Below are 22,934 nucleotides of genomic sequence, written 5' to 3'. Positions count from 1 at the left end.
CTGCTCGCGGTCTGGACCGGCGCCTGCCCCACCTGTCACCGCAACATGCCAGAACCGATACCAACCTGACCAAGCACTACTAGGCACTGTTTCTCGGATCTCCCGACATGAGTGGGGTGTTGGGGTCAGGCTGTTGGTATGGGGCGTGGAGATCTGACCAATGCGGAGTGGGATCGGCTGGAGTCGTTCTTACCTCCTGGTGGTGCCCGTGGTGGGCGGTGGAGTGATCACCGCCGGGTGATCAACGGAGTGCTCTACCGGGTCCGGACGGGCGTTCAGTGGAGAGATCTGCCGGAGCGGTTCGGGCCGTGGGAAACGGTCTACAAGCGGCATCGCCGCTGGTCGGCCGACGGGACCTGGGCGATGCTCCTGTCGCGGATTCAGGCTGCCGAGGACGCTGCGGGCCGAATCGACTGGGACGTATCGGTGGACTCGACAGCGGTACGAGCCCACCAGCACGCTGCCGGTGCGAGGAAGGCACCGCCGGACGCGTCGCCTCAAAGGGGGAATGTTCGAGGGACGAACCAGGTCGATCCGGTACTGCGGAAACTCGTCGTCCGGCTGGAGGAGGTGGTCAGATCGGCGAGTGTCTGGGCCGCTCCCGCGGCGGATTCACCACCAGAATTCACCTCGCCGCCGACGGACGGTGCCGGCCCCTCGCCTTCGTCCTGACACCCGGACACTACGGCGACGGACCCCAGCTCGAGCGCGTACTGGAAGAGGTCTCGGTACCCCGAAACGGAGTCGGCCGACCCCGGACCAGACCCGGCCGGGTCCTGGCGGACAAGGCCTACACATCCCGCAGCAACCGCCGCCACCTGCGACGACGCGGGATCCCACACACCATCCCAGAACGCCTTGACCAGCAAAGACACCGCAAGAACCGGGGATCACAAGGCGGCCGACCCACCAGCTTCGACAACGAGCGCTACAAGAAACGCAACACCGTCGAACGCACCATCAACCGCCTCAAAGGCTTCCGCGCCGTCGCAACCCGCTACGAGAAACGCGCCTACATCTACCTCGGCACCGTCACCCTCGCCGCCCTCGCTATCTGGCTCCGCACATGATCCGAGAAACAGGCCCTAGCAGCGCGGACAACTGCCCTTGCCGAATGTGTGGAGTTGGCGGACGCGGCCGACTGCGTCCATAGGCGAGGTGGTGACCTCCCGGGCCTCTTCAGCCTGGGTGGGCAGGCCGAAGAGATGGGCGGCGCGGATGAGGACGGGGGCGCCGTCCTGGACGATGCCGGCGTTGGCCATGGGGTGTTGGCATGGCCGAGAAGGAGCATTCGCTCAGTCAAAACCGCGTCAACCGGATCGGCAGGGAGGTCCACGCGGTCGGCCCACAATTCGATGCCGAGGTATTTGCACGCGACATCGTCGTCGGCTTCCCGCGGCTCGGCTTGAAGGATCGGATCGCCCGCACCAGCAAGCGACTCAGCGCTCATCTGCCGTCCAGACCGTCGGCATCCTGCTGCGCTCGCTGCCCGCCACACCGCAGGACGCGGGCCCGAGCACTGCCGCAACGGCAGGGACCTGGAGCACGCGCTGGGCGCGCTGCGGCGCTTCACGGCGCACTTCTCGGCCGAGGACGCCATGCGGTAGAGCATCGAAGACTTCCCGACCGAGATATTCAAGGTCATCAGGCCCTGGACCGCCGACCCGGATCACCGGGCGCGCCGCCTGGCCAGCGAGCGCACCCATCCGCGGCTGACCTCCACGCCGGACTGCCGATCCGCGGCCTGCTCTTAGACCGTGTCCTACATGGTCAGTTTGAGGAGCCGTTTGTAGCAGCAGATGGCGGATGCCAGTCCGAGAAAGGCCAGGTAGTTACGCGATAGCCGGCCGCAGGAGCTGCTGGATATTGACGTCAGTAACGAACCTGGCGGGCGGCACGTTCTCGAAGTCGATGTGCAGCACCGCCATGAAGGCCTTAATCGTGGCGATGAAGCCATCGGGAATGGCTATGTCGGCCATCCTGGCGACCTCTGGCACCACCGGAATGTTCGGGCAAGGCTGCTTCCAGCGGATCTTCAGGAAGTACTGTGCGATGGTCTTCGCCACGGTGTCGATACCGTCGGTGACTTCCGGATCAGAGCCGCACATCTGCGCGAGAGCGGCGGCGTTGTTCTTGGAGGTGTTCAGAGCCCCGTTAGTGGTCAGGCGCAGCTGGACGTTGCTTGCACCGCCACACGCACGCCAGCTGTTGAACAGGTGGGCCAGGCCCCCGTCCTCGCACAAGTCGCTGACGTTCCAGAGCGTCCGGCGGTACTGACGGTGCTTCACCGAAACTAGCTCGACCCGGCCGTCTTTGAAACCGACGACGAAGTCCTCGTGCCACTCGCAGACGACGTACTCGATGTCCTCGTGAGTGAGCATGGCCAGACACGCCTGCGCCGCGATTTCAGCCTGGAACCGGCACAGGCCAAGGGTGTCGGAACCGCTGTCCTCGCCCGGCGCCGTCCGGAAGATCGGTTGCACGAAGTCATCGTCATCATCCACAGCGTCTACAGCTACGTCGACCACAGCCACCCCCAAGCTGCCCGCCCACCGTGCCCACCGCCGCGAGCTGGAAAATCCAAGATCCCCAGGATTACCACAGCCCAGCCGCAGCGCGTAACCAGGCGATCACAGAAAAGTGGAATGCTCTGGCTCTCATGCCTGTTGATTGCGAACCGACCTCCGTTACCAGGGCTTGCCCTCTCCTGGGTGGGAATTCGAAGATCCCGCGAAGACTGGCTCGGCAGTCGACCCTGGCCTCAACTCCGGAACCCGGAGTGCACCGACGAACTCGAGGTCGAATGGCAGCCCCTAACGAGGTCGGCCGGTATGTGTACTGGTCAGACCGAGCAGTCCAACGGGTTGCCGAGGAGAACGGCATCGAGCTCGCGGGACGTCGAAGCTGGACCTTCGGCCTCTCACTCATCGGCCTCCAAGGAGGCTTCGGCCCGAAGCAGCGGATGACACGAAACCGGCTTGAGGAAGCGCGCCGTGTTCTGCGGCACATCGGTAGCGCGGCGACGGAGAGCCTGGACACAGAACCCGAAGCCGCGTACGTCAGCGGCGTTGGCAAAGTCGAGTTCGCAGAGTTCGCCGCATCGCACACCCAAAGCGCTGCACTCATGCACGTTCAGGTTCGAAACGTGCACGGCCAGAGGATCGACCTCTGCCTCTTCGGAAGCACGGACAACCTACGCGGCTTCGACCCGAGCGACAGCTTTGCCGACGGCTGGACATCCTCAGCGGCACCAGCCTCCTCGTTGGTGCGCTGGGCCTGGTTCCGGTGATCTCCCCGGTGGCGTACAGCCCGGAGATCGGTCCGCCGTTGTATGCGGGAATCGTCTGCGCCGCCCCCACCAGAGTCGGCGTGTTCCACAGAGGGAACTGCTTGGCAGCGGGGGACGCTTTTGTCACTGTCCATGACGTCAAGGCCCTTACCTGTCAGGCTTGTTGAGCCGGGCAGCAGCTCCGGGCCACGTGTAGTGGTGGGTCGCACGGAGTTTCGGAACCGGGGGCGGACGTGGTCGGTGAGATTGCATTTTCCCTTGTCGCTATTGGGGGTTTCGTCTTCATATTCGTGGTTGTGCCGATCATGCAGGGACGGTTGATTCCCAGCTGGCCCCTGATCATGGGTGCCGCTGGGATCGCGAGTTTGGTTCTGTTTTCCGCGCTGATCGTCTTGTTGTTCCCCATCTGGGGACCGGTGTTGGGTTTCCGCGGAATCCGCCGGATCGTGCAGATTCATCAGCAGGTGAAGAAGTGCCTGATCAGCGCCGTCACGAAGGAGGAAGTGCCCGTCTCATGGATAGCGAGGCGCGCGCTCGCCATCACGGTATGGCGGCGGGCCGGTACTCACGGGTGGGCGGCCATCAACCGGGCGGCGGTGGCCGCGTTGACTGAGTATGTGGAGGCTCGCCCAGAGTTCAGCGCGGCCTTGCCGGAAGCCTTTCAGCCTGGTTCCTGGTTCGCGAAAGAAGTGGGATTTCGGTACGGACGGCCCCGGCTGGCGGAGTACGCGTACCGGATGCTGGAGGACCGGGGAGCCGGCACGAACGGCAACGTGCTGAAAGTGCTGGTGAGTTGGGAGACGGAGACGGAGAACCACTGGCTTGTGGACGAGATACACCGGCGTGAGCCGTCTCTGGAGGCAATTGTGTCGGGCATCGCTGGTCCCGGCCGCCATGCGCGGGAGCCAGGCCGGCCGGCCGGGTGGGTCATACAGAAGCTGAGCGCTGACCGCGGGCGCTTCCTGCACGCCCCGGACTGCGAGCAGGCCCCTCCCTACGCGCCGGTACTGTCCCTGAGGGACGCCCTGTTCGAAGCGGACTGGCATGGCACCGCGCTGTGTGTGCGGTGCGGTGTAGACCGGGAATTGAAGCCCATACTGCGGCGCCCCGACCCCACCGGTGACTGACCGGTAAGGCATCGCCTCGGCCTGCCGGACGCGGCCGCGCGGTGTTTGGCCGTGACAGTCAGCTCGCCGACCTCCTGGGTTCTGGTGGCCGGCCGGGAGGGCGGGCTGGTGGTGGTCTGCGGGACGGGTGTGCTGGGCAAGACCACTCTCGCCGCCCAGGCCGCCCAACAGGCAGAGGCGGGAGGACGGGCGGTGTTCTGGGTGCGGTGGCAGGACGACGCTGCCCGCCTTGCCCACGACCTCACCCGCATCGCCCAGGAACTGGGCCTCTCCGAAACCCGGCTCCACGACGCCCAGAGCGGCCGGGCAGCGCTTGTCGACGTGGTGTGGGATCAACTGGCAGCCGTGCGGGGGTGGGTGATCGTGATCGACAACGTCGACACCCCCCCCGCAACCTCGGACCCGGCAGCGAGCCGCCGGGTTCCTACCGTGGGTGGGTGCGCCCGACGGCGCCGGACTTCTCCTGGTCACCACCCGCGACACCGCGCCCACCACCTGGGGACCGCAGGCCCGCCTCGTCCCCCTCGAACCCCTTGACCCCGGCCCCTCGGGCGCGGCGCTGCGTGATGCCGCACCCGCCGCCGGCACGGCGGAGGAGGCCGCCGCGCTCGGGGAGCGGCTCGGTGGGCTCCCTCTCGCGGTGGACACGGCGGGCCACTACCTCGCCAACCCCACCAGCCGCTACCGCACCTTCACCGCCTACCGGCACGCCCTGGCCACGAGTTCGGTGACCTCGTCGGTGCCGAACACCCGCAGGCAGCCGCAGCCGCCTCCGGGCACCGTGTGACGGCCGTCCCCGACCGTAAAGAGGACGGCACGCCATGACCACACCCCCTTCGACCCGCCACCGGCAAAGCCGGACAAGCGTGAGCCGTCCCACGCATCAGCCCCCGGCGTGTCCTCGTTCCCTCTCCTGTCGACGGGACCTTCCCCCCGACGGGGACGGTGGGGGCCGGACAGCACCTCGTCGAGCCCTCACCACAACGTCGCTTCACCTTCCTCTGGCGACTTCTTCGTCATGTTTCCGGCCCGATGCCCGTAATGAGCGGGACGCCAGGTCAGTGCGCGCCCAGCCCTTGCGGGTTCGTCAGCGTTCGATTTGGTAGCGGCTTTGGGAGATGACGGACTGGCGTAGTTTGATGGTGAAGTCTTCGCTGCGGGCGATTCGGTCGACACCACCGGCTTTGTTTTGACGCAGAGCTGCTTTGAAGGTCTGGTCCAGGGTTCCGGCCATACGCTGCATCAGATCCGGGCTCAGGTGGTTCAGGTCGATGTTGAGCAGGTCCCGTGTGGTGGGCTGGCGCAGGCGCGTCAGGGTGTACGCGGACACACAAGCCATGGGGTAGAGCCAGTTTTCGATGGTTTCTCCCAGCAGAGGCCGGTCCTGGGCGTACTGGGTCAGGAATCGGCGGAGGTGGGCGTGGACGTCCAATGTGAGGCGATAGATGTCCAGGTCGAGCCGGGGAGAGAAGATCTGGCTGTAGTGCCCGTCGTCCAGTAGCAGGGCCTCAGAGTGTCGCAGCGCTGTGTGCGGGTCTCGCAGGGCGAACGCAGTGAATTCGCGCGCGAGGCGGGCCATGCTGACGACTTGTTCGAGGTTGAACCCGAGGTTGCGGTAGTAACTGGCCCGGCGTTCGTAGTAGTAGCCTCCGGCGTGCGTGAGGCTCTCTTCGATGTCCTTCTGGATCGGCTCGGTCGCCCGGAGGGCCCCGGCTGGAAGCTGGGTTTGGCTGTTGGTGGCCCGGATGATTCTGTCGCGCGTGGTGCCGGACTGGGGGGCAACCACAATTTTGACCAGCAGAGAGCGGTCACGGTGCTGTCCGCCGGATTGGAAGTAGCTGTAGACCTCGTGGCTGGTCTGTAACCCGTTGACGATCTGCGGTTCCTTGATGACGATTTTCTTGCCCGCTATCTGGGCGGCCTCGGCGACGACCGTGACACCGTTGTTGAACCACCAGAAGTCTTCGCGCGTGCCCGACTTGAGCGTCTCGGAGATGGCGTTGTTCACCGCCGTCGAGCCGGCGTAGTCCCGTACGTTCGACTCGAACAGCTCCAGCCGTAGAGCCTCGTTGTCGGAAGTGATGAAGCGGTAGTACTCGTCCAGTCGGGCTAGGCAGACGTAGCCCTCGCCGAGCGATGTACTCATCGGGGTCTCGGAGAAGATGAGCTGTGCTACGGCTTTGGCGCCCCGGGCGGTGCGCTCGCGCAGGCCGGGTGCGTTCAGGTACTCGATCGTGGCGGCTGTGTCGGAGGTGATCTTTGATAGTTCACGCCGGAGACGGTCGCCTTTGGACTTCACATTGGGGTGAGGGCCCTCGGCGGCTTTGCTGGCGTAGATGACTTTGATCTGGACCTGGGGGAACGACGAGGCCATCTCTTCCAGGATTCGTAAAAACCGGCGTGTGCGCTCCAGGAGTTTTGCGTTCGTGTGCGCCACAAGGTCGTCCTCGTTGCGGCTCATGTCGAGCAGCGTCGGCAGGTGGAAGTGCAGTTTCTCGAAGACCGTCTCCTGGTAACCGGGAGACGTCTTCGCCTGGAGGACGACCAGTTCGATGGTGCTCGCCCGTGAGGGCAGGTACTGGTGAGCATCGGCGGTGACGTAGCGGCCGTCGACGAACGACCAGATGCCATCAATACCGCAGTCGTGCGCCCCGTCCACGATTCCGTCCAAGATCTCGTCGTTGTCGAGGTCCCAGTCCTGCAGTGCCTTGTCAGCGGCGAAGAAAGTGAAGAAATCGTCCCGTCCCTGATGCGGTGCCAGCCGACGATGCTGATCATCCAGGATGCGGTCGAGTAGCCGCTGGTCGTTGTTCTGCACGAATGTCATGCAACACCCCCCAATAGGCATGCGAACGCGACAAGATGCTCGCAGGATTCGAAGCGCGTGAAAACCCCATCGAAGGGTCTGGGATGGTGTATGGCCCTCGAATCGCCCATCCCACCGATGTGGTGACCGGCAGGGGAGAGATCACTTTCTCCTATAAGGCTCCTGGTCAGAGGGGCTCCTCGCTTACCAGACCACTCGTCGGACAGCCCGCCTCACGCGGCCCGAAGGTGAAGAGCCTATGATTCGGGGCCCCGTCCCCGTGTGAGGGTCGGGGGCAAGGTTGTTGGGGGATAGATGCACGCCAGGCAGATGCCATCCAGGTTGACGCGTGCCCCGGTAAGGTCTGCGCCCAGGAAGTCCGCGTCACGCGCGTCCGCTGTCTGTAGGCTCCCTCCGAAAGATCGGCGCGCATCAGATCTGCGCGGGACAGGTCGGCTCCCCGAAGAACCGCGTTCGTGAGGCGCGCACCACGGAGGATGGCTCTCTGCAGCTTGGCGTCCGTGAGGTTCGTGCTACGGAGGTTGGCCTTCCAGAGATTTGTGCGGGACAGAACCAGCGGGTGCCGCGGCAAGAAGGGCAGGAGAGGCGGCTGGCCCATCAGCCGCGACGCCGACCTCTGCAAGCAAGGGAATGTCTTCGAGGGCCTGATCAGCCGGCTGAGGGACTGGCGTGGCATCGCCACCCGCTTCGACGAGACGCCCGAGAGCTATCTCGCCAGCCTCAAGCTTCGTTCCTTGATGATCTCAACGTTCGGGTGCGCCTGGGGCTTGACGCGGCGTTTCAGGGACTACTGCAGTAGATGGTGAAGCGCCGGCGGTCATGTCCCGGACGTGCTTCTCTGCGCCTGCGAGGAGGAGAAGCTGGTCGTTGGTGGCAGAACCGGCACACCGGCCAGCACGGCACCGAAATAGCCCTGCCCCCGGTCACCTTCACCCACGAATTCCTCGCCAACCGCGTCGACGGCAACAGCGACGACATCCTGCCCCTGCACAAGCCGCGCCTCTACACGATCACATCGGAAACCGGCGCGCAGTCAGTGGTCAACTACCTGCCGGCCGACTGCACCGCCGGACAGGCCAAACCGGCCGTCGACACCAACACCAAACGGTGCTACCCGGTGTACTGGTCCCCGAACGGCGAGAAGACACCGATCTTGGTCGTCCCGCCGTACCGCGGCAAGGACCGCGGCGAGCGCCACGCGCTGCCGCACAACGCTGGCGGCTTCTTCGGCCTGCCCGTCACACAGACCGGACCGCGCGTCCCCGAGGCCCTGCGGGTACTGATCGACAGGCAGCCCTCACCCAGCTTCCTCTGCGACCGGTTCTGGAACGTCCTCGCCTACAACCCCGTTATGGCGAACTGGTGGCCGTGGGTGACGAAACCCGGCCCCAACCCGCTGACCAGGCTCCTGCTCGACCCGGAAGCCCGCCACCAGTACCTCGACTTGCGCGAACACGCCGACCGGTAGGTGAGACTGCTGCGGTTCGCCCTGGCGGGCCGGCCCGACAAGGCCGTACTGGCCAGGCTCGCCGAAAACGTGTGCGCGGACCCCGCCGTGCTCCACCTGTGGGAAACGACCACCGAGGTGGCCGAGAACGGCGACGGCCACATCCACCGGACGAGACTCCCGACCCTGGGCGGGAAGACCATCGAATTCGTCAGCCACACCCTCTTCCCCGCCTCCCTGCCCGGCAGCTGCCTCATCTTCACCCCTCCGAGCCACCGAACGCAGTCCCACGCTGAGTTGACCGGCCCCGCCAGTCCCGGAATAGCGCATGTGGGACGCGGCTCCGGGGTGTTCATGCTGACCTGTTGTGTGGCCGCCGCGTTCTCCGGGCTGCTGTTCGCCCGGCTCCTGGACGAGGTCGGTTGGGGCTGCGCCGGCTTCTGGCAGCCGACGGTCCTGCCCGCGTTCCGCATCCCGGGCGTTCCGCTGGTCGACACCTCGCGGATGGTGATCCCGGTAGGAGCGGCCCGCAGTTGAGCCACGCAGCAAAGGCGCGGGGCGGCCGGCCGCAGGGCGGCTATTGTCACGATGCGGTGCCGTCCCCAAACGGCTCGGACAAAGGAAGGCACGGGATGAAGGTCTCCTTCGGGGGAGCGGTCGCCGACTCCGCCTACGCGCACGTGGAGTCCGTCCTACGGCCAGCGATCGTCAACCACAGCGTGCGGGTCTGGCTGGTGGCCGACCACCTGGGCCGACGGCAGGGACTTGAGGAACGGGAGCGCGAAGCTCTGGCCGTCGCGTGCCTGTTTCACGACGCGGGAACAGCCGATGCGTATGACGGACCGCAGCGTTTCGAGGTGGAGGGAGCGGACGCGGCCAGTGACTTCCTCTCTACGTATGGCTGGCCTGAACCGTTGGTTCAGCAGGTGTGGGAGGCCATTGCCCTGCACACGTCTCCGGGTATCGCCGAGCGCATGGGGACGCTGCCGAGGCTTGTCCGGCTCGGCGTACTGGCTGACTTCGGCGCGACCGATCTGTCAGGGGCCGATGACAGGCAGTTGTCCGCCTCGCTCGCTCGATTTCCGCGGATGGGTATCGAGGCCGTACTCGGTGACGCGGTGGTCGAGCAGGGCCTGCGATGTCCAGGGAAGGCGCCGAAGTCCAGCTGGCCGGGAGGGCTGCTTGCCGCCCGTCTGGCGGACCCTGGGCACACAGGTGTCAGTCCCGCTTTTTGACCCGCACCACGTGCCACCGACCACCTGTCTCGCAAGCGGTACGTGAAAGGCGAGGATCACGGGCCGCTCAGAACTCGACGACGAGCCGGCCCCGCACGCCGTCGGCTTCCATCAGGCGATGGACTTCGGCGGTCCGCTCGGTGGAGAGGACACGGGTGACGCGGGGAGTGAGTTCGCCAGCTTCCACCTGCCCGCGCAGGCGGTCCAGCCTCCTGTGGCCTTCGTCCCGGTAGTCCGGGACGAAGGCCAGGACTTGCGTAGAGACCGGCGTCGGGGTTCGGCCGGGTTGGGAGGGCGCAGTCCGCCTGAGCGCGAGGATCGCACCTCCCTTGTGCACGGCCGCGGCGACCGCCGCCGATCCGAGGCCGGCAGGTCCACCAGGCTGTCAGCGCCCAGGCACGGCGCGCCATCTGCGTCATGTCTCCGCCGACCACCCCTGCGGCACCTATGACGACGGGTGTCTGACCGGCGGACACGTTGGCCAGGTCGAGAGCCAGGCGGGCGGTGAGCCCGTTCATGGGCAGAGCGAGGTACTGCGAGTAGGCGCTACCGCGGGGCTCCGTCGGTACGGTCACCGCCATCACGCGATCTGCTATGCACAGGTCGGTGTCCGTCCCGGGTCCCATCTCGTCTGCTGGGCCGTCACGTTGCGCGTCTCGTCCGCCAGGGGCGCGCGGCACTCTGCTTCCGTTGGCCTCGGCCCCCCGTCGGGGCCGCAGCCACGACCAAGAGGCAGGCAGCGCTGGTGCAGGTCACATTCCGCCGCGTCCAGCCTGCGTGGGTGAGGCCGCACTCCCGTCCCGACGGGTGAGAGGACACATGTACGAAAGCGTCAGCGCTCGCTTCGTCCGCAGCGTCGGCAAGAATGTTCGTGGCTCTGGTGAGGGGTGGAAGCGGTCGGTTGGAGGCGGCTCCGCCCGACCGCCATTTTCATTGTGCCAGGAAGGGAACGGAACTCAGGGCGCGTGCTGGCCCGGCGGGACGAGCCGAGCAGGGGGTCTACGCGGCTTTCCGCTCGTAGGTGCTTTCGGGCTGCTGGAAGACATGGTTGACGGCGGGTGCGACATGCACCGACGGCATGCGTCGCAGATTGGCTTCCGTCATCCGTAAGCCGGAGCTCGCACGGGTGGGTACGGCGAACACACCGGTCGGGGCGTCACATTGTCCACCGTCTACGACGAGCGGAGACCGGGTGGCCTGGGACCGCCCTTGATCCGCTTACCAGGGTGCCTGCTTGGGAGACCGCGAAGCCGCGCCCGTCACCGGCGGGACGTACTCACCACGGGAGCGAGCGCACCGACGACCGCAGCCGGTAGCGCGTGCTGCCCTGGGGGGTGGTCCGGCTGGCGTGCGCGCGTCCGATACACGTGCGGTGTGCGTGTCATGACGCGCCTGAACGCCGTAGTGAAGGACGACTCCGACGCGTAACCTACGGCCGTCGCGATGGAGGCGACGGACAGATCGGTGTCGCGGAGCATCGCGCCTGCCACATGCATGCGCAGCCGCGTGAGGTATTCGGCCGGGCTGGCGCCCACCGCGTTTTTGAACCGCGAGGCGAACGTCGACCTCGACACGTTGACGGCGGCGGCGAGGTTCGCGACGGTCCAGGGGCGGGCCGGCTCACTGTGCATCAGGTTCAGGGCAGGCCCAACCCGCGGATCCAGCAGTGCTGCGAGCCAGCCCGGGGCGTCGTGCGAGACGCTTCTGGCGTGGGCGCGAAGGGCTTGGAGAAGTAGGACCTGGGCGAGCCGGTCCAGCATCAGCGTACTTCCCATGAGGGAGCCGAGTGCCTCACCACCGATGAGGTTCACGACGGTGCGCATGGCGTCCGACTGATCCGAGCCGGCGGGAACGTGGATGACCGGCGGCAGTCCGTCCAGCAGAAGTGCCGCGTTGGCCTCGTCGAATGTGAAACGGCCACCGACCAAGGTGGTGTCGTGGCCGGTGCCGCAGCGCGCCAGGCCGTCGATCAGGTTTGCGAAAACCGGCGCGGCGTCGACGGCAGGGACGTCCGGGTTGCTGGAAAGCCGATACCGACGGTCACCGATCACCAGGTAGCAGTCACCTTGCTGAAGCCGGATGGGCTCGTCGACGCCTTTCACGATCAGCCAGCACCGGCCGGTGAGGACGGCAGCGAACTTCACATGCCGGTGGCTGCTGAAGTCCACGGCCCAGTCCCCGCCGGCGAGCAGCGGGACGGAGACGACACCCTCGACGTTGAGCAGGGACAGGACATGCGACAAGGGATCCACATAAGGCTCCGGACAACCGTGAAGGACGGGTATGTGTACATGTATTGTCCATGTGCTGTGCTGTGGGACGCGACGAGCGCCCCCGTCCATTGCGAGGACGCGTCGCCCCGCGGCGCTGCCTTCTTACCGGTCAGTCCCGTACCGCACTCTCGGCATACTCCCAGAGCCGGTCCGCCGTTTGCGGGTCCAGAGCGTGAGCAGCGACGCCGCCTGGCTGTTCCTCGTCGCCGCGAACGACACGGGCCTCCTGATTGTCCTCGAAGTACCGGCCGGTGACACCTTCCAGCAGAGGCGAGGCCGCCAGCAGCACGGAAGTCGCCGCTCCCTGCGCTGGGGTTTTGTAGTGGGGCAGCGGGGTGAGGTTCCCTTCAGCGTCCATCGCGCCGAACGCTCGCATGGTGTCGTCGTCGAGATGGCGCTGGAGGTTGGTGAGGATGAAGCCGGGTGCGACCGCGTTGGTCATGATCCCCTCAGCCGCCCAGCGGCGGGCCCCAACAGCGAACAGCACGCCGGCCGTCTTTGACTGCCCGTAGGCCGCCCACGGATCGTATGGACGCCGCTCGAAGTGCGGGTCATCGAAGTCGAAGGAGACCTTGCGGTGCACGCCGGAACTGACAGTCACGATGCGGGCTGTGTCCGCCTCACGCAGCGCACCGTGGAGAAAGCCGGCCAGTGCGAAGTGGCCGAGGAAGTTGGTGGCGAGCTGCATTTCCCATCCGCCGCCGGTCACGGTTCGCGTCGGCAGAGCCATGATCCCCGCGTTGGCGACGAGCATGTCAAGCGGACCGCTCCAAGCACGGGCGAAGGCCCGCACCGACGACAGGTCGGCAAGGTCCAGCGCGGTGACGCGGAGCGGTCCGGCACCGGGAGCCCTGGAGAGTTCTGACACGAGTGGCGCAGCGGTCGCCGGACGGCGGACGGCCAGGATGACCTCCGCCCCGGCCATGGCCAGCGCTCTGGCGGTCTCCGCGCTGATACCGGAGGCACCGCCGGTGACCACGGCACGGCGACCGGTGAGATCCACGCCGTCCAGCACCTGGAGGGCGGTGGCACGGCCGGAGAAAGGAGTGGTGACGGGCGAGCTTGTGTTCATGGTGCGCCTTCCTGGACGAGAAGCAGCGCTGTGCGGTCGGAACCAGAACGCCGGTAAATGCGGTGTGCCACGGTGGCGGACGGGCCTCTAACGGTCGGCGTCGGTGGTGATCAGCCGGGCCAGGTCGCCCGGCATGGACAGGAAAGGGGAATGACTGGAGGACAAGCGATATGAGCGGTCGGCGCGGGCAGCCATCGCCTCCTGAAGCGCCGGCGGAAGGATTTCGTCCTGCTCACAGATGATGTAGCTGGAGGGCACCGTCTTCCACACCGGTTCAGTGAGCGATTCGCTGAAGGACTTCACGGTCTGCGGTACCAGCCGCCGCGCGGCGCGGTCGGCGTCCTCGGAGACGGCGTCGCCGTAGAAGTGCTTGGCCGGATCCTCGGGAACAGGCAGGATGCCGGTGTCGCCGGTGGGTAGCTGCCCTCCACTCTGACTGGCGAGGGAGTCGCCCTCATCCAGCTGGAAAGCGGCAAGATAGACCAGGCGGGACACGTTGGTGGCAGTGGCGGCGGCCTCCGTGGCGGGCAAGCCTCCGTAGGAGTGCGCCAGGACGGTCACCGGGGCGTCCACACCGTCCAGGCACCTACGAATGGCGCGGGCGTCGTCGTACATCCCCGCGGTATTGGCGGGGTCGGACGAAGCGCTGGGCAGATCGACCGTGAGAACTCGCCATCCCTGGTCGGTGAGTTCGGGAACGAGTTTCTCCCAACACCAGGCGCCGTGCCAGGCGCCATGGACGAGCAGGATTATCGGATTGCCGTGCGTTGCGGTAGTCATGGAACGGCCTTCGAGGAGAGATGACGGTGACGCGCGCCGCTTGAGGGCGAGCCCTACTCACCCGCCGGTCACCACACAGAGTGCGGGGCGGCGGCGAGTGGATCGCGGCGCTCGGCTCCCCACCGAGGTTATGGGGGCGCCGGGCGCCCGACCACGCTCCACCGTCCACGCTTCTTGCGCGATCGTCCGGCACGTCCTCCCGGGCGTCCGGCCGGACGTGCGGCAGAGCAAGCCCATCGCCCTCGCAAGCCCATGGGGCTCGGCGGACACCATGAGTTGTCACGCCGTGCCCACCCGCGCCGCTCGCAACACCGCCATGACGGAAGCGCTCGCCGACCTGCCGCCCATGATCATCTCCGACCTGTTCGGCATCCAGCCGAGAACGGCCGAAGGTGAGTTGGCCGAGTAATTCGCCGGGGCATCGCGCAGGACGACCTTCCGACGGCAATGCCTTTTAAATAGCAGACTGCCGAGACCCAGCGCGTGGACCAGCCAAGGGAAGATGGTCTATTACCCTGAAAGACCAGGCCGTGACGGAAACCTTGACGGTGTCATGGTGATGCGAGAGAGGCGGCGGCATGGCGAACCGCATCTGTACGGTGGGCCATTCAACCCGTGACTTCGAAGAGGTGGTGGACATGTTGCGGAGCAACCACATCACCTGTCTGGTCGACGTTCGCTCGTTCCCGTCGTCGAAGAAGTTTCCACAGTGGAATCAGTCGGCGATCACCGAGGCGCTGCCGAATGACCTCGAATACCGGTGGATTCCGAAGCTCGGCGGCAGGCGGCACACTCCGAAAGGGCTACCGAGCGTGAACGGCGCATGGCGGGTCAAAGCCTTCCGTGATTACGCCGACTACATGGGCGGCGACGAGTTCACGGACGGGCTGGAGGAGCTGATGGAATTGGCCGAGCATGAACGGCCGGCGATCATGTGCAGTGAGGCGGTTCCGTGGCGCTGTCATCGCAGACTGATCACCGATGCCCTGATCGTCGAGGGTGTGGAAGTGGCGCACATCATGTCACGCGGAGTAACCAAAATGGCGGCCCTCAACGAAAACGCACGAGTCGAGGAAGGCCATTTGACCTACCCGCAGCCGTCCTGACGAGGAAAATATGAGCATTATCGACGAGATCCGTGAAGCGGTCACTGCGATTCCCGCCGGATTTGTTGCCTCCTACGGTGATATAGGCCGGAGGGTGGGAGCAGGTCCACGGCAGGTGGGACGGGCAATGAGCCTACTCGGCGACGGTGTGCCGTGGTGGCGAATCGTCTACGCCGACGGAACACCCGCCTCGTGTCACGGCGGACAGGCGCCGAAACTCCTCCATGCTGAAGGGACACCGATGCTTGGGGCGCGGGTGGACATGAACCGCGCTCGTGAGGACGCGTACGCCAACGAGAGATGAGGGCGACCTGTGGCCTGTTGCACGGAGTGTTCAGGCCATGCGAGCCGCAGTCAGCCGGTCCGGCCATCTGACTTCCGCTGCCTGTTGGCGGAGGGGCCACCACGTCTGTCCTACCGTGACCGAGTATCCCCTGCGGCGGGTCGTGGTCGGCGCCGACAACCCGAGGCCGCGGAAGCCGGCCATCACCTGATGGCCGGCCCAAGCCCGTCGCGCGGACGATTTCATACCCCAGCCCCCGGGCCGGGCCGGACTCGGTTTGAGAAGCCGATCGTGGCCGGGCGGTTTCTGGTTCAGCTGCGTGCGAACTCTAGGAGGTCGGCGTTGAACCGTTCTGCGAATTTGGGGACCATCGCCAGCCCATGGGGCGCGCCCTCGTAGACCTTGTAGACGGCGTCCCTGACGAGCTTGGAGGATTTGTCGCCGGCCGCGACGATGGGAACGATCTGGTCGTCGTTTCCGTGCACGATCAGCGTGGGGACGTCGATCTGCTTGAGGTCTTCGGTGAGGTCGGTCTCGGAGAACGCCTTCACACAGTCGTAGGCGCCTTTGATACCGACCGACATTGACCACAGCCAGAATTCGTCGCGGGTCCCCTGGGTGACGGTCGAGCCATCACGATTCGCACCGTAGAAGGCGGCACTGAGGTCCTTGTAGAACTGCGAACGGTCCTTGGCCACCCCGTCCCGGATTCCGTCGAAGACGTCGATCGGAAGGCCTTCGGGATTCGCCTCCGTCTTGAGCATGAGCGGCGGGATCGCTCCCACCAGTACCGCCTTGGCGACCCGTCCGGTGCCGTGCCTGCCGATGTAGCGGGTTACCTCTCCACCACCGGTCGAGTGGCCGACCAGGATGACGTCGCGCAGATCAAGGCCCTCGATGACCGCCGCGAGATCGTCGGCATAGGTGTCGAGGTCGTTGCCTCCCCAGGGCTGGCCGGAGCGCCCGCCGCCACGCCTGTCGTGAGCGATAGCGCGAAACCCGTTGTCCGCCATCAGTTTCATCTGGGGATCCCACGCGTCGGCGATGAGCGGCCAGCCGTGGGAGAAGACGACGGGCTGACCCTCGCCCCAGTCCTTGTAGTAGATCTGTGTGCCGTCTTTTGCGGTGGCGAAGGGCATGGTGCGTTCCTTTCCAGCTCGTACGGAACCCCACAGTTCCGCGGAGTTCAGTCGCCGGCCAGAAGCTGGGGTTCACGCCGCTATCAGCAAATGACGTGCAAAGAAAGCGACGATGAGGTCAGCAGCTAAACGCGACAGGTATGAGCACGTCGTTTTCACCAGGCTAACCGACAACCGGCACTCGGGCGCGTCGAGCAGCCGTCAGCCCCAGCCACCCTTGGATAACCCCCGTTGCCAGTCTGTTGAGAACCGTACTCCGATGACCAGCCGGGTCGTCGCACCGAGAGTCTCGCCTCTCCGCCTTTGCGTGCCACCTGGGAACACGCGTGGAATATCCCGGCAGCTGCTGGCGCAACTCGCAGACTTCCCGTTCCGGTGCTGTCGCGATGTGTCGGTCCTGCAGGGCCAGAGAAGAGAGCGGGGTCTCAGGGATGAAGCGGAATGTCCTGCGAGGCGTCATGACCGAGGCGATCGGTACCTTCTTTCTTGTCCTCACGGTCGGTTGTGTCCTCTTCAGCAAGGCCGCACTGGCTCCGCTCGCCATCGGGCTGGCCCTCATGATCATGGTCTACGCAGGCGGCCACATCTCCGGCGGTCACTACAACCCGGCGGTCACCTTGGGCGTACTGATCCGCAGCAAGATCTCCTGGCAACGTGCCGTCGCGCACTGGGTTGCCCAGGTGGCGAGCGCGGCGCTTGCCACACCCGTCGCCCGGTACCTCATCGACCCGGACCGAGTGCGGACATTGTCGCCCTCGGTCCGCGCAACCTGCATTGCGCTACTCGCGGAGTTCCTCTTCACCTTCGCTCTGGTCCACGTGATGCTCAACGTGGCGACATCCTCCGACCACCCGCACAACGGCTTCTACGGGCTGGCGATTGGATTGACGGTGACGGCGGGCGCCGTAGCGGTAGGCGGTGTATCCGGCGGAGCTTTTAATCCGGCTGTCGCCATCGGATCGGCTGCCACGGGCCTTTTTGCGTCGGCCAAGATCTGGATTTGACTTGTGGCGGACCTGGCCGGAGGTGCACTCGCGGGCTGCGTCTTCCGGCCTCTCAGCCCCCGCAGCGTTGACGACACCGTCTTCACGGCCGGCACCGGTGCCATGAGAACGAACCGCCGGAGCCCTCATTGATGGGCCAGAGAGGTCGTGCGCAATCCAGGTCCTCCCACAAGCCCAAGCCAAGCCTGGCGCTTGGCGGAGGAGCCCCCGGCGCCGGGCCAACGTCTCGATTCTCCGATCCTGACAGCCCGCCCACGCCGTGCTCACCCTCTGCCAGGCCCGAGTCCAGCCTTATGCCGTCGAGTAGGCGGCGAGAGCCAAGCCCAGTGAGGCGGCGCCCAGGGCAGCCATGATGGAGACCGCGACATTGACGGCGGCGTAGAACCTGAACCCGTCCTCGAACAGGCGGAGGGCGGTGTAGGAGAACGTCGAGTATGTCGACAGTGCTCCGCACAGCCCGACTCCCAGACCACTGAACAATGCGTCGGGGGAGCCGGCGAGGACGAGTCCTGTGACAACGCCCAGGACCAAACTGGCCAGGATGTTGACCGCGAGCGTCCCCCAGGGGAACACCGTCTTCCATGCAGCCTGTACCTGCTTGTCGATCAAGTAGCGCATCGGTGCGCCCAGGGCAGCGCCGAGCGCGACCCACAGGCCGTTCACCGAGCGTGCCGGTTGTGGCGGAGAGCGATGATACGGCGCGTCCCGAGCGCGCCAATACTCACGGCGACCAGCGCCCCTGCCATCGTGCCCACGATGTTGACCAGTGCCACCCCGGGGTGTCCGGCGGAGATCAGGCGCTGACTGTCGACAACGTAGGTGGAGAATGTTGTGAAGCCGCCCAGTACGCCTGTTGCCAGGAATGGTCTCACCAGCCGGGTCACCGTGCGCATATCGCTGACGATGACGAGCAGGACGCCGATGAGGAAGCAGCCGAATAGGTTCACGCCGAAGGTCGTGTAAGGGAACCGGCCGGGAGGCTCGGCCCAGAGACGAGATGCGAGGTAGCGGGCTTCTGCTCCGAGGATGCCGCCGGCTGCGACTACCGCGACGACATCGGCACCGCGCGCCCGCCATCTGTGCTCGTTCGCGGCAAGGGCGTCGAAGTCGCAGTTCATCGGCTCCTTTTTGTTGTGTGTCAGGCCGGGTGTCGACATCGACGACCTTTCATCCATCAACGAACCAGCGAACCAACGGGCGACAGGCGCCACTGGTCTGCCTGCTTCGCAGAGGATAAATGGGCAGATGGAATTGACGAAGGTGCCACTCTGGGCGGTATCTCTCCTGGTTCTGTCGCCAGCTGTTGGCCGTCTGCCTGGCGGGCACTGGCTGTCTGGATGTGGTCGTCGGCGACGAGTCTGTGGGGTGAGGACGTCGATTACGCAGATTGGATGTGAAGCACATATTCCGCCTGTTCAGGCAGACACTGTGCTGGACCCGCCTGAAGCTCGGCGGGCCCGGCCCCGGACGCCCGCCCGCTCGGAGAACCGGCACCCCGTCACCCCGAGTGGGCCAAACGACCAGACATCCCCAACATCGTTGAACGTGGCCAGGCCAGACTTTAAAGAACAAGCCGACGATGTGCTACTGGTGCCCGGGGGCGGGTCGTGCCCGGGGACGTCGTCTCGTCGGAGGGTGTGCTGTAGTCCGGGTCCGTGGGAGAGGAGGTAGGCGGTGGTGGAGCTGGCGGCGATGGTGTTGAGAAGGGCGGTGCCGATAAAACCCCTAGAGCAATAACTGATGAATACCGGGTACGCATTCCGTACCTGGTTTCGAGTGTCTGGAACCAGGCGCGATGCCGCAAGAGAGCACTTTTGAGTGCGCAGGTGTCACACCCGGGGGAACCACCCCAGCCGGACGGGCCGTGACCGTACCTGGTTGATGCCCCGTACCCGGTTACGCTCGTATACTTGGTGCCATGACGGAGTTGATCACGGAACCTCTCGACACGGGTCCCGCCCTGTGCGAGGAGGGCCGCGACCTCACCCGCGACGTGCTTGAGCGGATCGGCGACAAATGGTCCGTCGTCGTGATCTGCAAGCTCGCCGACACCACGCGCGGGTTCAACGAGCTACGCCGCCTCAGCGGCCCCATCAGCCAGCGGATGCTCAGCGCCACTCTGCGGAGGCTGGAGCGCGATGGTCTCGTCACGCGGACCGTCCACAACACCAAGCCTCCGCGGGTCGACTACGCCCTCACGCCGCGCGGGCTCAGCCTGCTGGGAGTCGTCCGGGCACTGGCCCGGTGGGCGGAGGAGAATGCCAGCGGCATTCTCGATTCAAGAACAGCCTTCAACGCCGAACAGGCGTGACGGCGCTCACCGGAACGAACCCAGCGGTGCTATCGTCTCGGCGCGTCGCCGCGTCAAGGGCTTATGGGGCGTGCGCAGCACTGGTTTCCACGCGGCAGAGCTGCGGTCCGGGCCCGTCGAGGAGTGTTCGCCCGGGAGCAGCGCATCCCGTCGAGCAGGATCGTGACCACCCGCCGCCGACCGCCGGGACCCGCGTCGACTCAAAAGTCGAGGACAAGCCTCCCTCGCACACCGCCTGCCTCAAGACGGCGGTGTGCCTCGGCCGCCTGGTCGGCCGGGAACTTCTCCGTGACCCGCAAGGAAATCCGGCCCTCTTCCGCGAGCACGCGCAGGGCGTCGAGTTTGTCGTTGGCATAGCGGCACTCAGGCACGAACACGTTCCGGACCGTCACGTTCTTGTGCTCGCCGAGGGAAATCGTGCCGGGTTCCCCGTCGCCACGTACCAGGGCGATCTGGCCGCCGGGCCGGATGGCGGGGAGTGCCTCGGGGCCCATCAGCGCGGCGTCCACAACGGCCTCCGTGCCGGCGGGAACGACCTTCCGAATGCGTCCCGCAATGCCCGGTCCCCGGCCGACGACCCGATCGGCCCCCAGCGAACGCACCAGCTCCTCGTCGGCCGGCGCCGCGTCAGCCACCACGCGCAGCCCGTCCGCCTTGGCCAGCTGGACGGCGTACCCGCCCACAGCGCCTGCGGCACCGGTCACAGCGACCCAGTCGTCGGTGGCCAGGTTGAGTACGTCGAGCGCGCGGCGTGCGGTCAGACCATTCGCGGGAAGCGTGGCAGCCTCCGCGTGTGTGGTTCCGGCCTGGGCCCTGACGACCTGTCGGGCGTCAAGGACGATGTACTCCGCGTAGGCGCCACCGAAGGGATCCATGCTTATGTCGCACTCTCCTGAACCCTCTGGCTCAGGTACGAGGCGAAGCGCCTGGCCGCCGGGGAGGCGGACTGGCCGACAGGAAGCACCAGGGCCAGTTCCCGCTGGATGTCCACTCCCGACAGGGGGAGCAGCCGGAGGCCGTTCAAGGTCTCCACGTCGCAGGTGTCGGCCTGGCTTGGGGGGACCAGGGCGATTCCGAGCCCGGCGCGCACCAGGTCGAGCACAAGCTGCCAGTCCGCGACCTCGCAGACAATGCGTCTGGGCAGGCCTGCGGCGGCGAACGCCGCGTCGGTGCGGGTACGGGTCGTCCAGGCCAGATCGGTCTCGACGAAGGGTTCCCCTGCGAGCTGCTGAAGCGTCAGGTCCGTCTCCTCTGCCAGCGGATGCGAGGTCGGAAGGGCGACCCTGAGAGGTTCGGAGGCCAAAGGCATGGCAAGAAGGCCGTGCGGTGGGCCCGCGATCGGGTCGGCCACGGCGCAGTCGAGTCGGCCGTCGGCGACCATGAGTGTCATGGCCGGTCCGTCGGTCTGACGCACAGTGATCTCCAGCGCCGGATGGGCGCGGGCGAATCCGGCCAGCCACGAAGGCAGCGGCAGGAGCCGAGGGCTGACCGGGTAGGTGCCGATGCGCAGATGCCCGGAGAGCAGGCCGCGCACATCCTGCACCGCTTGGTTCGCTGCTGCCGCGGCTTCCAAGGTGCGGCGGGCGGCGGGCAGTAGGGCCTGGCCCTCGGGTGTCAGCCGGACCGGGCGGCTGCCGCGCACAAACAGGAGGGCCCCCACCTCCTTTTCCAGAGCGCGCACGGAGGAGGACAGTCCGGACTGGACGATCAGCTCCCTCGCGGCGGCGCGCGTGAAGCTGTGCTCCTCGGCGAGCGCGACGAAATGCCGCAGGTGGCGAAGTTCCATAGAAGCAATCTCTCACAGAGATGTGGATCATCTCTACCTGCTGTTGATCAGTGGAAATCGTGAGAGTCACAGAGCAGGTTGGAACGGAAGTACTGGTCAGCGAGGTTGGCGCGTTTCATTCCTCTCGCACGAGCGGAGCTGTTTCGTTGTCTTCTCACTCTCTACAACCGTTCCGGCGGGGCGCTGAACGAGCCATCCGGGGGGATCGCGCCCGCGCGGAGTTTCTGGACCGTGGCGATCGCCTTGGGAGCGCTGATGGCCTTCGGTACGGTGCCGACGCCTCTGTGGCCGCTGTTCGCGGGCCGTGACGGATTTGGCTCCACGATGGTCACTGTGGCCTTCGCGGCGATGGTCGTGGGCGCCGCGGCGGGGTTTCTCCTGCTGGGACACCTCTCTGACCGGCTGGGCCGTCGGCGCATCATCGTCCCGGCGCTGCTGACGTCCGCCCTCGCCGCCCTGTTGCTGGTGACCTGGCACGGAGTGACGGGGCTGCTCGTCGCTCGCGTGGTGACAGGGATCGGCACGGGGCTGATGGCCTCGACAGCCACCGCCTACCTGAGCGACCTCTACTCCCGGGCCCATCCGAAGCGGACCGGATCGCCCGTGCCAGGGGCGGTGGCGGCCGGCCGTCGCGAACTTCGGCGGGCCTGGCCTTGGGACCACTGGTTGCCCGGATGTTGGCCCAGCGGGCCCCAGCGCCCCTGACCACTTCTTTCGTGCTGTTCGGCGTGGTGCTCCTGGTCCTGGGAGCCATTGTGGCCACCGGCCCGGAGACCCTGGACCGGCAGGAGACGGGAGAGTCCGCCGCCCGGTTCGGGCTACGCCCGGGGGGCGGCGCGGTGTTCGCCGCCTCTGCCGTGGCCCAGTTGGCGCTGGGACGGCTGTCCGCTCCTGAGCGTGGCGGCCGCACGGCCCGCTTCCGGGGCCGGCGTGCTCGCCGTGTTCTTCGCCATTGCCTACGCAGGACGGGGCTGCCCTCGATCGGCTTCAGCCTTGCCGCACCAGCTCGGTCTAGGGCGTGTTTTGAAAGTGGCGTCGTCCGCCCGCAGGGCGGGGCTCACGGCGTCTGGTGCGTGCGATCGCAAGGCGGAGGATCGCCCTCGTACCGGGCGTACTCGGGCGACCCGACAACGCGGCGAGCGTGCGTGCCAGGCGCCGTGAGCCAGACGGGACTTTCAAAACACGCCCTAGGTTCTGTCGTCAAATGTCACGCCCACATCAGGAGTGATGCGAGGGTGACAGCTGCTTCGTAGGA

Annotated in this window: 27 protein-coding genes; 14 read left to right on the top strand and 13 right to left on the bottom strand. The window is 66.3% G+C overall.

Annotated elements, in window-relative coordinates; all coding sequences use genetic code 11:
- Positions 1 to 138: 138 nt before the first annotated feature.
- Positions 139 to 1,070 (top strand): IS5 family transposase gene (locus IEY79_RS29875; RefSeq protein WP_373292651.1). Its coding sequence is split into 2 segments (ribosomal slippage): positions 139 to 544 and positions 544 to 1,070, totalling 933 coding nucleotides; the frame shifts between segments, so codons are not numbered across the junction.
- A gap of 15 nt (positions 1,071 to 1,085) precedes the next feature.
- Here the strand turns inward: IEY79_RS29875 and IEY79_RS29870 are convergent.
- On the bottom strand, positions 1,086 to 1,262 hold the full coding sequence (locus tag IEY79_RS29870) for a hypothetical protein (protein WP_189110762.1): 177 nt from the start codon (positions 1,260 to 1,262) through the stop codon (positions 1,086 to 1,088).
- 570 nt (positions 1,263 to 1,832) lie between these two features.
- Positions 1,833 to 2,483 carry a dsDNA nuclease domain-containing protein gene (locus IEY79_RS29865; RefSeq protein ID WP_229701233.1) on the bottom strand — a complete coding sequence of 217 codons (651 nt, stop codon included), beginning with the start codon at positions 2,481 to 2,483 and terminating at the stop codon, positions 1,833 to 1,835.
- A 350-nt stretch (positions 2,484 to 2,833) separates the two neighbouring features.
- Here IEY79_RS29865 and IEY79_RS29860 point away from each other — a divergent pair, with 350 nt between their 5' ends.
- From IEY79_RS29860 to IEY79_RS37600, 3 genes are all read left to right on the top strand, one after another.
- The gene (locus IEY79_RS29860; protein ID WP_189110760.1) at positions 2,834 to 3,289 is read left to right on the top strand and encodes a hypothetical protein; all 456 of its coding nucleotides are present in this window, start codon (positions 2,834 to 2,836) and stop codon (positions 3,287 to 3,289) included.
- 233 nt (positions 3,290 to 3,522) lie between these two features.
- A complete protein-coding gene (locus tag IEY79_RS29855) occupies positions 3,523 to 4,416 on the top strand; it encodes a DUF6233 domain-containing protein (RefSeq protein WP_189110759.1) in 894 nt (297 codons plus the stop codon).
- 433 nt (positions 4,417 to 4,849) lie between these two features.
- Positions 4,850 to 5,203: a hypothetical protein gene (locus tag IEY79_RS37600; protein WP_229701232.1), complete on the top strand. Its 354-nt coding sequence runs from the start codon at positions 4,850 to 4,852 to the stop codon at positions 5,201 to 5,203.
- Between the two features lie 300 nt (positions 5,204 to 5,503).
- On the opposite strand, the gene IEY79_RS29845 is transcribed toward IEY79_RS37600, so the two are convergent.
- Both IEY79_RS29845 and IEY79_RS38470 read right to left on the bottom strand, forming a co-directional pair.
- Entirely contained in the window at positions 5,504 to 7,243 is a 1,740-nt protein-coding gene (locus IEY79_RS29845; RefSeq protein ID WP_189110758.1) for an AIPR family protein, read from the bottom strand.
- Between the two features lie 166 nt (positions 7,244 to 7,409).
- Positions 7,410 to 7,841 carry a pentapeptide repeat-containing protein gene (locus tag IEY79_RS38470; protein WP_373292654.1) on the bottom strand — a complete coding sequence of 144 codons (432 nt, stop codon included), beginning with the start codon at positions 7,839 to 7,841 and terminating at the stop codon, positions 7,410 to 7,412.
- Here IEY79_RS38470 and IEY79_RS37595 point away from each other — a divergent pair.
- The 4 genes from IEY79_RS37595 to IEY79_RS29825 all read left to right on the top strand — a co-directional run bounded on the left by IEY79_RS37595 (position 7,744) and on the right by IEY79_RS29825 (position 9,925).
- The gene (locus IEY79_RS37595; protein ID WP_373292658.1) at positions 7,744 to 8,049 is read left to right on the top strand and encodes a hypothetical protein; all 306 of its coding nucleotides are present in this window, start codon (positions 7,744 to 7,746) and stop codon (positions 8,047 to 8,049) included. The two genes, IEY79_RS38470 and IEY79_RS37595, sit on opposite strands and share 98 nt — an antisense overlap.
- Complete coding sequence (locus IEY79_RS29835) at positions 8,043 to 8,711, top strand: MmyB family transcriptional regulator (RefSeq protein WP_189110756.1); 669 nt, start codon at positions 8,043 to 8,045, stop codon at positions 8,709 to 8,711. Before IEY79_RS37595 ends, IEY79_RS29835 begins: the two co-directional genes overlap by 7 nt.
- Positions 8,712 to 9,227: a hypothetical protein gene (locus IEY79_RS29830; RefSeq protein WP_189110755.1), complete on the top strand. Its 516-nt coding sequence runs from the start codon at positions 8,712 to 8,714 to the stop codon at positions 9,225 to 9,227.
- Between the two features lie 95 nt (positions 9,228 to 9,322).
- Positions 9,323 to 9,925, top strand: coding sequence for an HD domain-containing protein (locus IEY79_RS29825; RefSeq protein WP_189110754.1), 603 nt, complete (start codon positions 9,323 to 9,325; stop codon positions 9,923 to 9,925).
- A gap of 67 nt (positions 9,926 to 9,992) precedes the next feature.
- On the opposite strand, the gene IEY79_RS29820 is transcribed toward IEY79_RS29825, so the two are convergent.
- The 4 genes from IEY79_RS29820 to IEY79_RS29805 form a co-directional block, all read right to left on the bottom strand.
- Entirely contained in the window at positions 9,993 to 10,262 is a 270-nt protein-coding gene (locus IEY79_RS29820) for a zinc-binding dehydrogenase (RefSeq protein WP_189110753.1), read from the bottom strand.
- Between the two features lie 922 nt (positions 10,263 to 11,184).
- The gene (locus IEY79_RS29815; protein ID WP_189110752.1) at positions 11,185 to 12,177 is read right to left on the bottom strand and encodes an AraC family transcriptional regulator; all 993 of its coding nucleotides are present in this window, start codon (positions 12,175 to 12,177) and stop codon (positions 11,185 to 11,187) included.
- A 130-nt stretch (positions 12,178 to 12,307) separates the two neighbouring features.
- On the bottom strand, positions 12,308 to 13,270 hold the full coding sequence (locus IEY79_RS29810) for an SDR family NAD(P)-dependent oxidoreductase (RefSeq protein WP_189110751.1): 963 nt from the start codon (positions 13,268 to 13,270) through the stop codon (positions 12,308 to 12,310).
- A gap of 87 nt (positions 13,271 to 13,357) precedes the next feature.
- Entirely contained in the window at positions 13,358 to 14,050 is a 693-nt protein-coding gene (locus IEY79_RS29805) for an alpha/beta hydrolase (protein WP_189110750.1), read from the bottom strand.
- A 286-nt stretch (positions 14,051 to 14,336) separates the two neighbouring features.
- On the opposite strand from IEY79_RS29805, the gene IEY79_RS38085 reads away from it, so the two are divergent.
- The 3 genes from IEY79_RS38085 (at position 14,337) to IEY79_RS29795 (ending at position 15,460) form a co-directional block, all read left to right on the top strand.
- On the top strand, positions 14,337 to 14,459 hold the full coding sequence (locus IEY79_RS38085) for a hypothetical protein (protein WP_268240625.1): 123 nt from the start codon (positions 14,337 to 14,339) through the stop codon (positions 14,457 to 14,459).
- Positions 14,460 to 14,628: 169 nt separating this feature from the next.
- The gene (locus tag IEY79_RS29800; RefSeq protein WP_189110749.1) at positions 14,629 to 15,156 is read left to right on the top strand and encodes a DUF488 domain-containing protein; all 528 of its coding nucleotides are present in this window, start codon (positions 14,629 to 14,631) and stop codon (positions 15,154 to 15,156) included.
- A gap of 10 nt (positions 15,157 to 15,166) precedes the next feature.
- A complete protein-coding gene (locus IEY79_RS29795) occupies positions 15,167 to 15,460 on the top strand; it encodes an MGMT family protein (protein WP_189110748.1) in 294 nt (97 codons plus the stop codon).
- Between the two features lie 290 nt (positions 15,461 to 15,750).
- Here IEY79_RS29795 and IEY79_RS29790 read toward each other — a convergent pair whose 3' ends face one another.
- Complete coding sequence (locus IEY79_RS29790) at positions 15,751 to 16,578, bottom strand: alpha/beta fold hydrolase (RefSeq protein ID WP_189110747.1); 828 nt, start codon at positions 16,576 to 16,578, stop codon at positions 15,751 to 15,753.
- Between the two features lie 386 nt (positions 16,579 to 16,964).
- On the opposite strand from IEY79_RS29790, the gene IEY79_RS29785 reads away from it, so the two are divergent.
- Positions 16,965 to 17,582 (top strand): MIP/aquaporin family protein, encoded by a 618-nt coding sequence (locus IEY79_RS29785; protein WP_308426700.1) that lies wholly within the window; start codon positions 16,965 to 16,967, stop codon positions 17,580 to 17,582.
- Between the two features lie 291 nt (positions 17,583 to 17,873).
- On the opposite strand, the gene IEY79_RS29780 is transcribed toward IEY79_RS29785, so the two are convergent.
- Positions 17,874 to 18,245 carry a fluoride efflux transporter FluC gene (locus IEY79_RS29780; RefSeq protein WP_189110746.1) on the bottom strand — a complete coding sequence of 124 codons (372 nt, stop codon included), beginning with the start codon at positions 18,243 to 18,245 and terminating at the stop codon, positions 17,874 to 17,876.
- Complete coding sequence (crcB, locus tag IEY79_RS29775) at positions 18,242 to 18,793, bottom strand: fluoride efflux transporter CrcB (RefSeq protein WP_229701230.1); 552 nt, start codon at positions 18,791 to 18,793, stop codon at positions 18,242 to 18,244. The genes IEY79_RS29780 and crcB overlap by 4 nt, the downstream gene beginning before the upstream one ends.
- A gap of 707 nt (positions 18,794 to 19,500) precedes the next feature.
- On the opposite strand from crcB, the gene IEY79_RS29770 reads away from it, so the two are divergent.
- Complete coding sequence (locus IEY79_RS29770) at positions 19,501 to 19,893, top strand: winged helix-turn-helix transcriptional regulator (protein ID WP_189110745.1); 393 nt, start codon at positions 19,501 to 19,503, stop codon at positions 19,891 to 19,893.
- A gap of 200 nt (positions 19,894 to 20,093) precedes the next feature.
- Here IEY79_RS29770 and IEY79_RS29765 read toward each other — a convergent pair whose 3' ends face one another.
- The gene (locus tag IEY79_RS29765) at positions 20,094 to 20,768 is read right to left on the bottom strand and encodes a zinc-binding dehydrogenase (protein ID WP_189110744.1); all 675 of its coding nucleotides are present in this window, start codon (positions 20,766 to 20,768) and stop codon (positions 20,094 to 20,096) included.
- A 2-nt stretch (positions 20,769 to 20,770) separates the two neighbouring features.
- Entirely contained in the window at positions 20,771 to 21,679 is a 909-nt protein-coding gene (locus IEY79_RS29760; RefSeq protein ID WP_189110743.1) for a LysR family transcriptional regulator, read from the bottom strand.
- Between the two features lie 78 nt (positions 21,680 to 21,757).
- Here IEY79_RS29760 and IEY79_RS29755 point away from each other — a divergent pair, with 78 nt between their 5' ends.
- The gene (locus tag IEY79_RS29755; RefSeq protein WP_373292649.1) at positions 21,758 to 22,384 is read left to right on the top strand and encodes an MFS transporter; all 627 of its coding nucleotides are present in this window, start codon (positions 21,758 to 21,760) and stop codon (positions 22,382 to 22,384) included.
- The last annotated feature ends 550 nt before the right edge of the window (positions 22,385 to 22,934 follow it).

Origin of the sequence: Streptomyces camponoticapitis (assembly GCF_014646115.1) — a bacterium.
In the GTDB taxonomy this organism is placed as follows: Bacteria; Actinomycetota; Actinomycetes; order Streptomycetales; family Streptomycetaceae; genus Streptomyces; species Streptomyces camponoticapitis.
This window is presented reverse-complemented; position numbering and strand designations above follow the sequence as displayed.